The organism is Kitasatospora sp. NPDC023118, from assembly GCF_055560875.1.
In genome coordinates this window covers 26,272-41,238 of the sequence record NZ_JBVHHW010000023.1, presented here as the reverse complement: position 1 = coordinate 41,238, position 14,967 = coordinate 26,272, and the positions used below count along the sequence as shown (strand labels likewise).

Annotated in this window: 10 protein-coding genes and 3 tRNA genes; 12 read left to right on the top strand and 1 reads right to left on the bottom strand. The window is 74.1% G+C overall.

Annotated elements, in window-relative coordinates:
* The first annotated feature begins 47 nt into the window (after window positions 1–47).
* The 4 genes from rsfS to ACZ3UD_RS26755 all read left to right on the top strand — a co-directional run bounded on the left by rsfS (window position 48) and on the right by ACZ3UD_RS26755 (window position 1,557).
* Complete coding sequence (gene rsfS, locus ACZ3UD_RS26770) at window positions 48–506, top strand: ribosome silencing factor (protein ID WP_387630898.1); 459 nt, start codon at window positions 48–50, stop codon at window positions 504–506.
* Entirely contained in the window at window positions 503–1,150 is a 648-nt protein-coding gene (locus ACZ3UD_RS26765) for a histidine phosphatase family protein (protein WP_465592929.1), read from the top strand. The genes rsfS and ACZ3UD_RS26765 overlap by 4 nt, the downstream gene beginning before the upstream one ends.
* A 206-nt stretch (window positions 1,151–1,356) precedes the next feature.
* Window positions 1,357–1,429, top strand: a tRNA-Ala gene (locus tag ACZ3UD_RS26760).
* A 55-nt stretch (window positions 1,430–1,484) separates the two neighbouring features.
* Window positions 1,485–1,557 (top strand) — tRNA-Ala (locus tag ACZ3UD_RS26755).
* Window positions 1,558–1,677: 120 nt separating this feature from the next.
* Here the strand turns inward: ACZ3UD_RS26755 and ACZ3UD_RS26750 are convergent.
* Window positions 1,678–2,577: a helix-turn-helix transcriptional regulator gene (locus ACZ3UD_RS26750; protein WP_380613786.1), complete on the bottom strand. Its 900-nt coding sequence runs from the start codon at window positions 2,575–2,577 to the stop codon at window positions 1,678–1,680.
* Between the two features lie 103 nt (window positions 2,578–2,680).
* On the opposite strand from ACZ3UD_RS26750, the gene ACZ3UD_RS26745 reads away from it, so the two are divergent.
* The 8 genes from ACZ3UD_RS26745 to ACZ3UD_RS26710 all read left to right on the top strand — a co-directional run bounded on the left by ACZ3UD_RS26745 (window position 2,681) and on the right by ACZ3UD_RS26710 (window position 14,710).
* Window positions 2,681–4,120, top strand: a complete 1,440-nt coding sequence (locus tag ACZ3UD_RS26745) for an MFS transporter (protein WP_465592749.1) — start codon at window positions 2,681–2,683, stop codon at window positions 4,118–4,120.
* A gap of 209 nt (window positions 4,121–4,329) precedes the next feature.
* Window positions 4,330–4,402, top strand: a tRNA-Ala gene (locus tag ACZ3UD_RS26740).
* Window positions 4,403–4,499: 97 nt separating this feature from the next.
* Entirely contained in the window at window positions 4,500–5,795 is a 1,296-nt protein-coding gene (locus ACZ3UD_RS26735; protein ID WP_465592746.1) for a hypothetical protein, read from the top strand.
* A 307-nt stretch (window positions 5,796–6,102) separates the two neighbouring features.
* On the top strand, window positions 6,103–8,988 hold the full coding sequence (gene leuS / locus ACZ3UD_RS26730; protein WP_465592743.1) for a leucine--tRNA ligase: 2,886 nt from the start codon (window positions 6,103–6,105) through the stop codon (window positions 8,986–8,988).
* Between the two features lie 307 nt (window positions 8,989–9,295).
* The gene (locus ACZ3UD_RS26725) at window positions 9,296–10,090 is read left to right on the top strand and encodes a hypothetical protein (protein WP_465592740.1); all 795 of its coding nucleotides are present in this window, start codon (window positions 9,296–9,298) and stop codon (window positions 10,088–10,090) included.
* 71 nt (window positions 10,091–10,161) lie between these two features.
* The gene (locus ACZ3UD_RS26720) at window positions 10,162–11,007 is read left to right on the top strand and encodes a DegV family protein (RefSeq protein ID WP_465592737.1); all 846 of its coding nucleotides are present in this window, start codon (window positions 10,162–10,164) and stop codon (window positions 11,005–11,007) included.
* A 133-nt stretch (window positions 11,008–11,140) separates the two neighbouring features.
* Window positions 11,141–12,046, top strand: a complete 906-nt coding sequence (locus ACZ3UD_RS26715) for a ComEA family DNA-binding protein (RefSeq protein WP_465592734.1) — start codon at window positions 11,141–11,143, stop codon at window positions 12,044–12,046.
* A 63-nt stretch (window positions 12,047–12,109) separates the two neighbouring features.
* Window positions 12,110–14,710, top strand: coding sequence for a ComEC/Rec2 family competence protein (locus ACZ3UD_RS26710; protein ID WP_465592731.1), 2,601 nt, complete (start codon window positions 12,110–12,112; stop codon window positions 14,708–14,710).
* Window positions 14,711–14,967: the final 257 nt, after the last annotated feature.

The following is a 14,967-nucleotide window of genomic DNA, read 5'->3' as shown; positions in this document are numbered from 1 at the left end:
GGCCGCACGCCGGGGTTCGCCCCAAGCCGCCGAGCCGGAAGAACACCGTGACCGTCACCGACCACAGCCAGCAGCTCATCACCGTCGCCGCCCAGGCGGCGGCCGACAAGCTCGCGCACAACATCATCGCCTTCGACGTCAGCGAGGTGCTGTCGATCACCGACGCCTTCCTGATCGCCTCCGCGAACAACGACCGCCAGGTCCGCTCGATCGCCGAGGAGATCGAGGACCAGCTGCGCGAGCAGCTGGACATCAAGCCGGTGCGCCGCGAGGGCGAGCGCGAGGGCCGCTGGATCCTGCTCGACTACCTCGACATCGTCGTGCACGTCCAGCACTCCGAGGAGCGCTCCTTCTACTCGCTGGACCGGCTCTGGAAGGACTGCCCCGAGCTCCCGCTGCCCGAGGACGCCATGGCCTCGCGCAACCGCCCCGACGCCATCACCGACCAGGCCGGCAACGCCGTCGCCCCGGCCGACGACTTCGGCAAGCCCGAGGACCTGCACTGACCCGGGAGGCGCGCGGCCCGCGCATAGTCTTCTGGCGGCACGGCCAGACCTCCTGGAACCTCGAGTCGCGCTTCCAGGGCAGCACGGACATCGAACTGACCGGTCAGGGCGTCCTGCAGGCCCAGCGGGCGGCCCGGCTGCTCTCCGGCCTGCGCCCGGACCTGCTGATCTCCTCGGACCTCAAGCGCGCCCGGCGCACCGCCGAGGAGCTGGCCGCGGTCACCGGGCTCGACGTGGGGCACCACGAGGGCCTTCGGGAGACCTACGCGGGCTCCTGGCAGGGCCTGACCAACGCCGAGATCCGTGAGCGCTACCCGGAGGAGTACGCGGCCTGGGCGGCCGGGGAGCCGGTGCGGCGCGGCGGCGGGGAGCTGTCCACCGAGGTCGCCGACCGCTCGGTGCCGGTGGTGCTGGAGGCCGTCGCCAAGCTGCCGGAGAGCGGCACGCTGGTCGTGGTCAGCCACGGCGGCACCATCCGCACCATGCTCGGGCGCCTGCTGGGCCTGGAGCCGGCGCTGTGGGAGTGCTTCGGCGGGCTGTCGAACTGCTGCTGGTCGGTGCTCGGCAAGGGGGCGCGCGGCTGGCGGCTGCTGGAGCACAACGCGGGCACGCTCCCGCAGCCGGTCATCGGCGACGACACCTGAGGCTCGGTCCCGACGGCTCGGTCCCGACGGTTGGGTCCCGACGGTTGGGTCCCGACGGCCGGGGCGCGCCGGCACTCGGGCGACGGGGGCTTCGCTGGGGCCCGGAGAGGGCGGATTTCGCAGTTCCGGGCCTGACCAGCTAGAGTCTTCCTCGTTCGCACGGAGGGAACGCGGCCCGGAAGGGAAGCGGGAGATCCGGTGAGTGCGGGGCTATAGCTCAGTTGGTAGAGCGCTTGCATGGCATGCAAGAGGTCTGGGGTTCAATTCCCCATAGCTCCACTCCGCATCGGCGGTCGTGGCAGTCGGGATTCCGGGGCCGGGTCGTCCGTGTCGCGGGGCTATAGCTCAGTTGGTAGAGCGCTTGCATGGCATGCAAGAGGTCTGGGGTTCAATTCCCCATAGCTCCACAGTAGTTCGAGAGGCCGTCACCCACCGGGTGGCGGCCTCTCGGGTTTTGCCGGCTTTCCACTGGCTTTCCAAGGCTTTCCAAGGCCTTCCACGGCTTCCCTCGGCTTTCCTGCGGCCCCTTACGGCTCGCAGGTGTGCCTCCAGCCGCCCGGCGGCAGGGAGTTCAGCCGCTCGACCAGCTCCCGGTCGTCCGGGCTCTCCGGGACGTACACCACGATGTAGCACTCCGGTACGCCCGGCATCGTCAGGTAGGTGGCGTTCAGCCGCACCACGCCGAGCACCGGGTGGCGGAAGATCCGCAGCAGGGTCTTCGGCGGGGCCACCTCCTGGCGGGCCCACAGCTCCCGGAACAGCTCGCTGCGCGCCGACAGCCGTTGCACGTGGGCCTCCCAGGCCGGCTCACCGACGTGCTTGCCGTACGCCGAGCGCAGCACCGCCACCATCCGCGGCAGGGTCTCGTCCGGGTTCTCGCACGGGTTGCAGCACGACGGCGTGGTCAGCATGCACCAGAGGCTGTTGAAGAAGACCCCGTGGGACGGGCGCATCCGCTCGGTGCCGAACAGCGAGCGGTACGGCCGGTTGAAGCTCAGCACGTCGAACCGGGTGTTGGAGACCGCCGCCGGCAGCGGGGCGAGCGAGTCCAGGATCACCTGGATCGACGGGCTCAGCTCCGGCGGCGCCGGCTGCGCGAGCGGCGAGGGGGCCAGACCGGCCAGCCGGAACAGGTGCTGGCGCTCGGTGCCGTCCAGCCGCAGCGCCCGGGCCACCGCCAGCAGCACCTGCTCGCTCGCGTTGATCGGACGGCCCTGCTCCAACCACGTGTACCAGGTGACCCCGACCCCGGCGAGCTGCGCGACCTCCTCGCGCCGCAGGCCCGGCGTACGGCGGCGCAGCCCCGGCGGCAGGCCGACGTCCTCGGGGGTGACTCGCGCCCGGCAGGCTTTCAGGAAGCGGGCCAGCTCGGTCCGACGGCGGTCGCGGCCGCCCGTCGCGGTGGGCAGGTCCTGAAGCACGGTCATGCCGTCCATCGTGCCGCAGCGCGCGCCGGCGATACAGGTGCTGCCAGTACCAGGATCAGCAGGCTCTAACCACCAGTACCGGCACGGCCCCAGGCTGGTCGCCATGACGGACCTTCAGATCCGGCCCAGCGTGGCCGGAGGCACCACCCGGGTCCCGGCGGTACGGCCGGGGCTCCTCCTCGCGCTCGTCCTGTGCGGGCAGTTCATGGCCGTGCTCGACGTCTCCATCGTCAACGTCGCGGTGCCCACCATCCGCACCGACCTGGGCGCCTCCGGCGCCGCCCTGCAACTGGTGATCGCCGGCTACACCATCACCTACGCGGTCCTGCTGATCACCGGCGCCCGGCTCGGCGCCCGCTACGGCTACAGCCGACTGTTCCAGCTCGGCCTGGCCGCCTTCACCGCCACCTCGCTGGCCTGCGGCCTCGCCCCGGCCACCGGCTGGCTGATCGCCTTCCGGCTGCTCCAGGGCGCGGGCTCGGCGCTGATGGTGCCGCAGGTGATGAGCCTGCTGCAGCGCACCTTCACCGGCGCCGCCCGTACCCGGGCACTCGGCCTCTACTCGGCGGTGCTGGCCGTCGGGATGGCGCTCGGGCAGGTGCTCGGCGGGGTGCTGGTCAGCGCCGACCTGTTCGGCACCGGGTGGCGGCCGGTGTTCCTGGTCAACGTGCCGATCGGGATGGTGCTGCTGGCGGCCGGCGCCCGGCTGCTGCCGCGGCTGCCCGGCGACGCCTCGCGCGGCTTCGACGTCCCCGGCCTGGTGGTGCTGGGCGCCGCGCTCGGCCTGCTGGTGGTGCCGCTGGTGCTCGGCCACGAACTCGGCTGGCCGGCCTGGGGCTGGGTGATGATCACGGGCAGCGTGCTGCTGTTCGGCGCGTTCACGGTGGTCGAGCGGGGCGTCGCCCGGCGCGGCGGACAGCCGCTCATCTCCGGACGGGTGCTGCGCGCCCCCGGGCTGCGCCCGGCGGCGGCCGGACTGTTCGCGATCATGGCGGCCTTCTCGGGCTTCATGTTCGCCTTCGCCCTGCACCAGCAGGCCGCGCTCGGCCACAGCGCGCTGCGCGCCGGGCTCTGCTCGGCGCCCGTCGCGGTCGGCTTCGGGCTGTCCAGCCTGCACTGGCACCGGCTGCCGGGCCGGCTGCACGGGCTGCTGCCGGTGTTCGCCGCCGTGCTGCTCGGGGGCGGCTACCTGCTGCTGGGGGTGCTGCTCGGCGGCGGCGCCGAGATCGGGGCGGCACCGCTGGTGGAGATGGCCGCGCTCGGCCTGGTCGCCGGGTGCGCTTACGCGCCGCTGTTCGCCCGGGCGCTCGCGGGGATGGCGCCCGAGGACGCGGCCGATGCCAGCGGGGTGATGGTGACGGTCATCCAGCTCGGGCAGGTGATCGGGGTCGCGGTGCTCGGCTCGGTGTTCCTCGGGCAGGTGGCCCTGCCGGCGCCGGCCGCCGAGTCCGGGCACGCGTTGGAGGTGACCCTCGTGGTCAACGCCGTCGGGGTGCTCGCCGGGGCTGGCTTCGCCGCGCGGAGCCGGCGGGCGGCGCGGTAGGCGCGTTCGCGGTAGGGCGCGGCGGAGGCGGGCCGCGCCGGCGGCAGGACGCGCTTGTGGCAGGACGGGTTTTCGAGGTGCGGCCGCGGGTGTCGGCCGCACCTCGGGAAACGGATTTCTGGAGCACCCCCCGGACCGTGTAAAGTAGTCGATGTCGCCGAGGGAAACGGACGGAAACGGCCGAGGAACCCGGTGACATCGCAGGTCAAGGGGCTATAGCTCAGTTGGTAGAGCGCTTGCATGGCATGCAAGAGGTCTGGGGTTCAATTCCCCATAGCTCCACAGTGATCAAGAGCCGCCTCCCGTCACGGGGGGCGGCTCTTCGCCGTTGTGTCCATGCCACCGGCGGGCGGGCGGGAAAGACCGCTACCGTCGTGCCATGGCCGATCTGCAGCGAAGGCGGAACGAGGAGCTGGCCCGGATACTGCACCAGCTCGGCTGGAGTCCGGAACGGCTGGCCCGCGAGGTGAGCCTCGCCCTGCCGCCGGGCCTGGCCATCAGCTCCACCGCCCCGTACAAGTGGCGCGACCGCGGGATGGTGCCGCGCAGCCCGCACGACCAGGCGGTCTGCGAGGTGCTCAGCCGCACCCTGGGCATAGCCGTCACCTATGAGCAACTCTGGGGACGGATGGGTGGCCACCGCGGTGCCAAGATCCTCTCGCCCCGGCTGCTCACCGACCCGTGGACCGCGGACACCGCCCAGACCGCGCTGCGCGAGGCCGCCACGGACGCCGGACCCGTCCGCCTCACCGACCTGTTCCGCAGCGCCGACCTCGACCACGCCGCCGAACGGCTCGCCTCCTCGCCGCCGCCGGTCGGGGGCGGCGAGGGCGCGCTGCGCGTCGACCCCGGGCTGGTCGGCGAGCTCGGCCTGTCCTGCCGAAGCAAGCAGCGACTCGAACGCTCCTGCGGCGGCGGCCTCGTCCTCGGCCCCGCCAGGGCCGAACTCGCCATGCTGGCCAAGCTGTTGGAGCTCGGCGCGTACGACGAACGGCTGGGCCGCGAGCTGTACGGAACGGCCAGCAGGCTCGCCCGGCTGGCCGGCTGGGCCGCCTACGACCTCGGCCACGACGCCGCCGCCCAGCGGGCCTTCGTCGCCGCGCTGCGCGCCGCCCACGTCAGCGGCGACCCCAGGCTCGGCGTCGCCGGGCTCGGCGCGCTGGTGGTGCTCGCCACCCAGGGCGCCGGCGGGCGCGGCCTGGACGCCGTCTCCGCGCTGCGCACCGCCCTGGACACCCACGGCCCCGCGCTCAGCCCCACCTCCCGGGCCCGCCAGCTCGGCCGGATCTCCCGCGCCCACGGCCGCCGCGGCGAGGCCGAGCAGGCCGAGGCCGTCGCCGCCCGGGCCTTCGCCGAACTGGACGGCCTGCCCGGCACCGAGGAGGCCCGGGCCGACCTCGCCGGGATGGTGGGGGAGGGGCGGCTGGCGCTCGGCCGGTGCCGGATGGCCAAGCCGCTGCTCGCCGAGGCCGTCGCCGGGCTCGGGCCGGGGCGGGCCCGGTCCAAGGCGCTGCTGATGGTCCGGCTCGCCGAGACCCACCGGCGGCTCGGCGACCAGCGCGAGGCGGCCCGCACGGTGGCGCAGGCGCGCTCACTGGCGGCGGGGATGCAGTCGGAGCGGCTGGCGAAGGCGCTGCGGGACTTCGATGCGGCGGGGCGGGCGGCGGTGCGGTGATCCGGGCCCCTGCGTGCCGTTCGCGGTGCGGTGATCCGGGCCCCTGCGTGCCGTCCGCCGTGCGGTATCCCCGGAAGCGCCCTGACCTGCTTGCGGTACCCTGAGCCCATGCGAACCGTGCGCCTGCTCCTTAGCCGGCCGCGCTGACCAGGACCGGCCGCGCCCTCGGGCGGTGCCGGAGTCGGCGTGGCGTCCCCTCCTGCGAGGGGATTTTTTGTTTTCCGCCCCCGCCCGCGTCATGGGCCGGGTCCACGGGCCGGCCGCGTCGCGCGGTTCGCCAACTGACACCGATGGAGCTTGAAGGACCATGAGCGAGACGACCCCTGCGTCCGGCGCGGCCGAGACCGCGACCGAGCCGTTCCGGTACAGCGCCGCGCTGGCGGCGGACATCGAGTCCCGCTGGCAGGACCTCTGGGAGAAGGAGGGCACCTTCCACGCCCCCAACCCCACCGGTGCGCTGGCCGACCCGTCCGCGGGTGACGTCGCCGCGAAGCCGCACAGCTTCATCATGGACATGTTCCCGTACCCCTCGGGCGCGGGCCTGCACGTCGGCCACCCGCTGGGCTACATCGCGACCGACGTCTTCGCCCGCTACCAGCGGATGACCGGCCACAACGTGCTGCACACGCTGGGCTACGACGCCTTCGGCCTGCCCGCCGAGCAGTACGCGGTGCAGACCGGCACCCATCCGCGGGTCTCCACCGAGGCCAACATCGCCAACATGCGCCAGCAGCTGCGCCGGCTGGGCCTGGGCCACGACCCGCGCCGCTCGATCTCCACGATCGACCCGGACTACTACCGCTGGACCCAGTGGATCTTCCTGCAGATCTTCAACTCCTGGTACGACGAGGACGCCCGCAAGGCCCGTCCGATCGCCGAGCTGGTCGGCCAGTTCGAGTCCGGCTCGCGTGAGGTGCCGGGCGGGCGCGCCTGGGCCGAGCTGTCGGCCGCCGAGCGCGACGAGGTCCTGGGCGAGTACCGCCTGGCCTACGCCAAGGAGGTGCCGGTCAACTGGTGCCCGGGCCTGGGCACCGTGCTGGCCAACGAGGAGGTCACCGCGGACGGCCGCTCCGAGCGCGGCAACTTCCCGGTGTTCAAGTCCAACCTGCGCCAGTGGATGATGCGCATCACCGCGTACTCCGACCGCCTGATCGCCGACCTGGACCTGCTGGACTGGCCCGAGGCCATCAAGCTGCAGCAGCGGAACTGGATCGGCCGCTCCGAGGGCGCCCGGGTCGACTTCGCCGTCGACTCCGGCGAGATCACCGTCTTCACCACCCGGCCCGACACCCTGTTCGGCGCCACCTACATGGTGCTGGCGCCCGAACACGGCCTGGTCGACTCGATCGTCCCCGCCGCCTGGCCGCAGGACGTGCCCGCCGAGTGGACCGGCGGCGCCGCCACCCCCGCCGAGGCCGTCGCCGCCTACCGCGCTGCGGCCGCCGCCAAGTCGGACGTCGAGCGGCAGGTCGAGGCCAAGGTCAAGACCGGTGTCTTCACCGGCGCCTACGCCGTCAACCCGGTCAGCGGCGAGTCCGTCCCGGTGTTCATCGCCGACTACGTGCTGATGGGCTACGGCACCGGCGCCATCATGGCCGTCCCCGCCCACGACCACCGCGACTTCGCCTTCGCCCGCGCCTTCGGCCTGCCGATGCGCTGCGTCGTCGAGCCGACCGACGGGCGCGGCGAGGACCCGGCGGCCTGGGACGACGCCTTCGACACCTACGACTCGGTCATCGTCAACTCCGCGCGCTCCGAAGGCGACCTGTCGCTGAACGGGCTGAGCGTCATCGACGCCAAGGCCGCCGTCACCGCGTGGCTGGCCGAGCGCGGCATCGGCGAGGGCACCGTCAACTACCGCCTGCGTGACTGGCTGTTCAGCCGCCAGCGGTACTGGGGCGAGCCCTTCCCGATCGTCTACGACGAGGACGGCGTGATGCACGCGCTGCCCGACTCGATGCTGCCGGTCGAGGTCCCCGAGGTCGACGACTACTCGCCGCGCACCTACGACCCCTTCGACTCGGACTCCTCGCCGGAGACCCCGCTGTCGCGCAACGAGGGCTGGGTCAACGTCGAGCTGGACCTCGGCGACGGCGTCAAGAAGTACCGCCGCGAGACCAACACCATGCCCAACTGGGCGGGCTCGTGCTGGTACGACCTGCGCTACGTCGACCCGACCAACACCGAGGCCGTCGCCGACCCGGCCAACGAGCGCTACTGGCTGGGCCCCACCGCGGACAAGCCGGCCGGCGGCGCCGACCTGTACGTCGGCGGCGCCGAGCACGCCGTGCTGCACCTGCTGTACGCGCGCTTCTGGCACAAGGTGCTGCACGACCTGGGCCACGTCTCCTCCGTCGAGCCGTTCCACAAGCTGTTCAACCAGGGCATGATCACCGCGGACGTCTACCGCGACGAGCGCGGCTTCCCGGTGCCCGCCGCCGAGGTCGAGGAGCGTGACGGCACGTACTCCTGGCAGGGCGAGCCGGTCAAGCGCGAGGCCGGCAAGATGGGCAAGTCCCTGAAGAACGCCGTCGCCCCCGACGACATCGCCGACGAGTACGGCGCGGACACCCTGCGCCTGTACGAGATGTCCATGGGCCCGCTGGACGTCTCCCGCCCCTGGGACACCCGGGCCGTCGTCGGCTCGTACCGCTTCCTGCAGCGGCTGTGGCGCAACATCGTCTCGGAGACCACCGGCGAACTGGTCGTCACCGAGGAGCAGCCGGACGAGGCGACCCTGCGCGCCCTGCACAAGGCGATCGACGGCATCCGCGGCGACATGGCCGGGCTGCGCTTCAACACGGCCGTCGCCAAGGCGATCGAGCTGAACAACTTCCTGGTCAAGCGCGGCTCCACGCCGCGGGCGGTCGCCGAGCAGCTGGTGCTGATGGTCGCGCCGCTGGCCCCGCACATCGCCGAGGAGCTGTGGCGCCGCCTGGGCCACGGCGAGTCGCTGGCGCACGCCGACTACCCGGTCGCCGACCCGGCGTACGTGGTCGACGAGGCGGTGACCTGCGTGGTGCAGATCAAGGGCAAGGTGAAGGCCCGGCTGGAGGTCGCGCCGACCATCACCGACGCCGAGCTGGAGGCGCTGGCGCTGGCGGACCCGGCGGTGGTCGCGGCGATCGGTGACGCGACGGTGCGCAAGGTGATCGCGCGGGCGCCGAAGCTGGTGAACATCGTGACGGGCTGAGGGGTCGGCTGAGTTCTCGGCTGGGCCTGCGGCCGGGACCGGCTTGAGCGGGCGGGTGTCCTTCGGGGCGCCCGCCCGGTGCGTTCGGGCGGTGGTGCGCGGTGGTGCGCGGTGGTGCGCGGTGGTGCTGTGGTGCCGCCGGTGCGTCCCGGGCCCTCGGGGAGATCCCGGATCCGTCCCTGATCTCCGCCCGTCGGGCCCGTTCGGACCGTCTCCGGGCCGGGTGCGGCGGCTACGGTGGAACCCTCGGCAGTGCGGCCCGCGTTGGGCCCGGTGGGGCCGACCCGGTGGCGGAAGGTGACGCGCGATGGACGTGTTCGGCGTGATGATCGGCTTGGTCCTGCTCTTCGGGATCGCGGTGCTCGTCCTGGCCGTGGTCGGCACGGTCAAGGCGGCCAAGGCCGTCGCCGCGAAGGTCGAGAAGCACGAGGCCAACGCCCGGCGCGCCGTCGAGACCGCCACCCTCAAGGCGAAGACGTACACCAAGGTCGGCCCGCCCGCGCAGATCGCCACCGTCCGGCTCAAGCTGCGGACCTCCCTGGACGGCACCCGGCAGGTGCTGGAGAGCGGGCTGCCGCAGGACGGCCAGCTCGGCGAGGCCCTCGCGCTGCTGACCCGGCTCGACGCCCACGCGGTGGAGCTGGACGGTGAGCTGCGGATGCTGGAGCGCGAGCCGGACACCGCGCGGATCGCGGCCAAGCTGCCGGAGCTGCGGGAGCGGGCGGAGCGGATCGTCCATTCGGCCGAGACCATGCGGTGGGCGGCGCAGGACCGGATGCACCGGTTCGCGGACGACGAGCTGAGCCGGCTGAGCCAGGAGTGCGAGAGCGAGGCGGGGGCGCTGCGGCATTGGGACACCGCGGGGGGCGGCTCCGCTGGTGCTGTGCCTGGTGCTGTGCCTGGTGCTTCGTCTGGTGCCGGTGCCGGTGCCGGTGCCGGTGCCGGTGCCGGTGGTGCCGGTGCGGCCCGGGCCGGGCTGACGGACGGGAAGGGGCGGCCGAGCGCGGAGGAGCTGCTCGGGCTGGCCGATCCGCTGGTGAAGCTGGCGCAGCGGCTGCGGAAGCCGTCGGCGGGGCCCTCGGCAGGGCCCTCGGCGGGCTGATTTCCCGGGTCCTTCCGGTGCGTCCGGGAGTGCGCTGTCCTCCCGGACGAACGGGGAGTAACCTCCGGCTCATGCCCTCCGACCTCGCACTTGTCACCGATTCCACGGCCTATCTGCCGCAGGAGAGCCTTGACCGGCACGGGATCACGGTGGTCCCGCTGAGCGTCGCGGTCGGTGACTCGGTCCTCAGCGAGGGCGTGGAGATCTCCCCGAAGGACGTCGCCGAGGCGCTGCACGCCAAACAGCGGGTGACCACCTCCCGGCCCAACCCGGAGGCCTTCGCCGCCGTCTACCGGGCGGCCGCCGAGGCCGGGGCGAAGGGGATCGTCTCGGTTCACATCTCCGGCGAGCTCTCCGGCACGGTCGAGGCCGCCCGGCTTGCGGCCGCCGAGGCACCCGTACCCGTGCGGGTGGTGGACAGCCGGCTGGTCGGCATGGCCCTCGGGTACGGGGTGCTGGCGGCCGCCGAGGCGATCGCGGCCGGGCAGGGCCTGGCGGAGGCGGCCGGGGCGGCGGAGCGGCGGGCGGCCGGGACCAGCGGGTTCTTCTACGTGGACACCCTGGAGCACCTGCGCCGGGGCGGACGGATCGGTGCGGCGCGGGCGCTGCTCGGGTCGGCGCTGGCGGTCAAGCCGCTGCTGCACCTGGACGGGGGGCGGATCGAACCGCTGGAGAAGGTGCGGACGGCCTCGCGGGCGATCGCCCGGCTGGAGGAGATCGCGGTCGAGCGCTCGGGGGAGGGCGAGGTGGACATCACCGTGCACCACCTGGCGGCCGAGGACCGGGCCGAGCCGCTCGCGGAGCGGCTGCGGGCGCGGGTGCCGGGGCTGCGGGAGCTGTACGTGGGCGAGGTGGGGGCGGTGATCGGCGCGCACGTCGGGCCGGGGCTGCTCGCGGTGGTGGTCGCGCCTCGCTGAGGCGGCGGCTCGGTCAACTTTCGCGGCTTCCTCCCACTCGTGTGAGTGACGTTTTTTATCCACAACCCCCGGGTTATCCACAGGGTTTCGGTAATTTCCGCGGGCCGGCCGTCGGCCTCCTAGCGTCCTCGCCATGACGACCTTGGGCCTGGGCGCGGCTAAGCGCCAAGCGATCAACGAGACGGTACGGCTGCGGATGGCGGCGCTGCTGCCGGCGGGCGAGGAACCGGCGGGCGAGGAACCGGTGGGTGGCCCTTCCGCGGGTGTTGCCCCGCCCCCGGGGGCCGCTCCACCGTTGCCGGCCGAGGCGGCGCCGCCGGGAGCGGTCGACCTCGCCGGCTCTGCATCGGGTGACCGGGCGCGGCTGCGGTTCGCCACGGCGCTGGCGCTCGACCGGCGGGCGGTGGCCGGGTTGGTGATCCTGCTGCTGTTCGCGGTGGGTTACGCCGTGCAGCACTTCTGGCTGGCCAGACCGGAGGCGGTGGCAGTCCCGGCGCTCGCGGTCGCCTCGGCGCCGTCGGAGCCGGGCATGCCCTCCGCCCCCGCCCCGGCCGCCTCCGGGGCCGGGCCGCCCGAGGCCCCCGCGGGCCCGGGCGCGGAGGCCGCCGTCGTGATCGACGTCGGCGGACGGGTCCACCTGCCCGGCCTGCACACCCTGCCCGGCGGCTCGCGGGTGGCCGACGCCCTGCGGGCGGCGGGCGGTCCGCTGCCGGAGACGGACACCAGGGGCCTCAACCTGGCCCGCGTGCTGACGGACGGTGAGCAGATCCTGGTCGGCGAGCAGGCGCCGGCTCCCGTCCCGCTCTCCGGAGGCGCCAACGGGCCTCCCGGGGCCGGCACGCCCCGACCACCCGTCAGCCTCAACCGCGCCACCCTCGAACAGCTCGACGCCCTCCCGGGCGTCGGCCCGACCCTCGCCCAGCGCATCCTCGCCTACCGCACCTCGCACGGCTTGTTCCGCACGGTCGACCAGCTCCGGCAGGTCAGCGGGATCGGGACCCGTACGTTCGCGGAGCTCCGCCCGTTGCTGACGCTCTGACTCCTTGACGCTCATTCCGTTCCCGATGCATGAACTCGCTGACCGCCGAAGGGAGGCACCGCCATGTCCGCCGTCACCGCAGCGCTCCCGCGCCCTCGCTCCTCGGCTGCCGACTTCCGGCTGCTGCTCCCCGCCGTCTCGGCCTGGGTGGTCACGGCGGCGCTGCTACCCCTGGAACCCGGGTCCGAGGTCCTGCTCCGCTCGCTCGCGGGCGTCGCCGTGCTCGCGGCCGTCCCGCTGCTCGTCCGACCGGGCCTCCTGCGTCGGCGCGGGGCCGCGGTGACCCTCGCCGCCGTCCTGCTCACCGGAGCGGCGGCCGCGATCGCGACCCCGCTGCACACCGCCGACCTGCACCGGGGGCCGCTGCCGGAGCTCGCCCGTGCGGCCGAGCACGCCTTGCCGCGATCCGCGGGCACGCCCGCCCCGGCGGTGGAGGTGGAGCTGACCGTCGAGGGGGACCCGAAGGTCCACACCTCCCGCGGCACCACCACCGGCGGGCAGACCCTGCTCACCGTGGAGGCCGTGGCCGACCGCGTCACGGTCCTCCCGGACGGGCGGGCCACCCGCACCCACACCCCGGTGACCGTCATGGTCCGAGGACCGGAGAGCGAGCGCTGGCTGCGGCTGCTCCCGTCCGAGCGGCTGGCCGCGGAGGCCGAAGTCCGGCCGGCGGGGGAGGGCCACGGCACCGAGTCCGCGGCGCTGCTGGCCGTCCACGGCCCGCCCCGGCAGCTCGCGCCGCCGAGCCTGCCGCAGCGGATCGCCGGGCGGCTGCGCGAGGGCCTGCGCACGGCATCCGACGGGCTCCCCTCGGACGCGCGCGGGCTGCTCCCGGGGCTCGTGGTCGGCGACACCTCCCGACTGCCCGACGATCTGGTGGACGCCTTCCGGGCCACCGACCTGGTGCACCTGGTGGCCGTCAGCGGGGCCAACCTGGCCGTCGTCCTCGGCGTGCTGATCGGCGCACCCGGCCAGGCCGGCACCGCGGAACGGCGCGGGCTGGCCCCGGTGCTGGGGCTGTCGCTGCGCGTCAGCGCCCTGCTGGGCACGGCGCTGACGCTGGCCTTCGTCACCGTCTGCCGACCCGAGCCCAGCGTGTTGCGGGCGGCGGGAACGGGACTGATCGGCATGCTGGCCCTGGCCACCGGCCGCCCCCGCCAGGCCGTACCCGCGCTCGCCGGAGCCGTGCTGGTCCTCGTCCTGCTGGACCCGTTCCTGGCCCGCTCCTTCGGCTTCCTGCTCTCGGTGCTCGCCACCGCGGGGCTGCTCGTCCTCGGGCCACACTGGGCCGAGGCCCTGCGGGCCCGACGCTGGCCGCACCACCTGGCGGGCGCGCTGGCCGCGACGGCGGCCGCACAGGCGCTGTGCGCGCCGGTGACGGTGGTGCTGTCCGGACACATCAGCCTGGTGGCGATCCCGTGCAATCTGCTGGCCGAACTGGCGGTGGCCCCGGCGACGTTGCTCGGCTTCGGGGTGCTCGTCCTGCAGCCGTTCCTCCCGTCCCTGGCCCGCCTGCTCGCCGAACCGGCCGGAGTGCCGGCCAGCTGGCTCGCCTTGGTGGCGCGCCGCGGAGCCGAGCTGCCGGGCGGCCAACTCTCCTGGCCGGGGGGCTGGTTCGGGACGGTGACGGTCGCCCTCGCCACCCTGGCCGTCTGCTGGGCGGCGCCTCTCCTGCTGCCCCGGCGGGCGGAGCCCGGCCGGCGGGCCCGAACCCGGCGCCGCTGGGCCCGGGCGCTGGTGACGGGCGCCCTGCTGGTGGTACTGCTGGCCGTGTTGCTGCGCCCGCCGCAGCTCGCCCGGATCGCCACCGGCTGGCCGCCGCCGGGGTGGCGGCTGGCGATGTGCGATGTCGGGCAGGGAGACATGTTGGTCCTTCGGGGCGATGCGTCGGACAGTGCGGTGGTGATCGACACGGGGCCGGACCCGAGCGCCGCGGACCGGTGCCTGCGCGACCTCGGGATCACGAGGGTGCCGCTTCTGCTGCTGACGCATTTTCATGCCGACCATGTCGAGGGCGTGCCGGGGGTGTTGCGGGGTCGTGAGGTCGGTGCGGCCGAGGGCACGGTACTGGACGAGCCGCCGGGAGAGGTGGCCCGGGTGGCCGGTTGGGTGGCCGGGGCCGGGGTGCCGTTGCTGCGGGCGGGTCGTGGTGAACGGCGGTCGGCGGGTGCGGGGTTGGCCTGGGACGTGGTGTGGCCCGATCCCGTGGCGGCCGTGGAGGCGCCCGGCGCGAACAACGCGAGTGTGGCGCTGCTGGTCTCGTTGGCCGGTGGTCTGCGGATGGCGCTGCTCGGTGACCTCGAACCACCCGCGCAGTCCGCCCTGTTGGGCCGTCTGGGTCGGGTCGACGTGCTGAAGGTGGCGCACCACGGCTCGGCGCACCAGGACTGGGACCTGACCGCGGCGCTGCGGCCGCGGCTGGCCCTGATCTCCTGCGGTGAGGGCAACGCGTACGGTCACCCGTCCCCGCGCACGGTGGAGCGGCTGCGCGCGCTGGGCGCCACCGTCCTGCGCACCGACCGCGCGGGCGACATCGCCGTGGTCGGTGACTCCCCGTCCAGTCTCGCTGTCGCCGTCCACCCCCAGCCCGCCCACGGCGCCCACTCCGCTCGCTCCAGTCGCCAGGCCCACTCCGCCGCCAAGCCCCGCGCCCCGCCCCTGTGACCCCCGCTCTCCTCCTTCCTCCACAAGGTGGGGCAGGGAAGGGGTAGGGGCGGGGGTGGTGGAGGTGGAGGTGGAGGGAGGGGTGGGGGTGGGGGTGGGGGCCCGGGGAAAGCGATTGCGGCGCGCTCCGGGCGGGCCCGGAGCGCGCCGCAAACCAGCGTCACCGGCCGGGGTGGGGGAGAGGTGGCAAATGTCGCGCCGTCCGACCGTCTCGTCGGATTGTGGCCGAGCGGCCGTACGCCACGCGCGTACGGCCG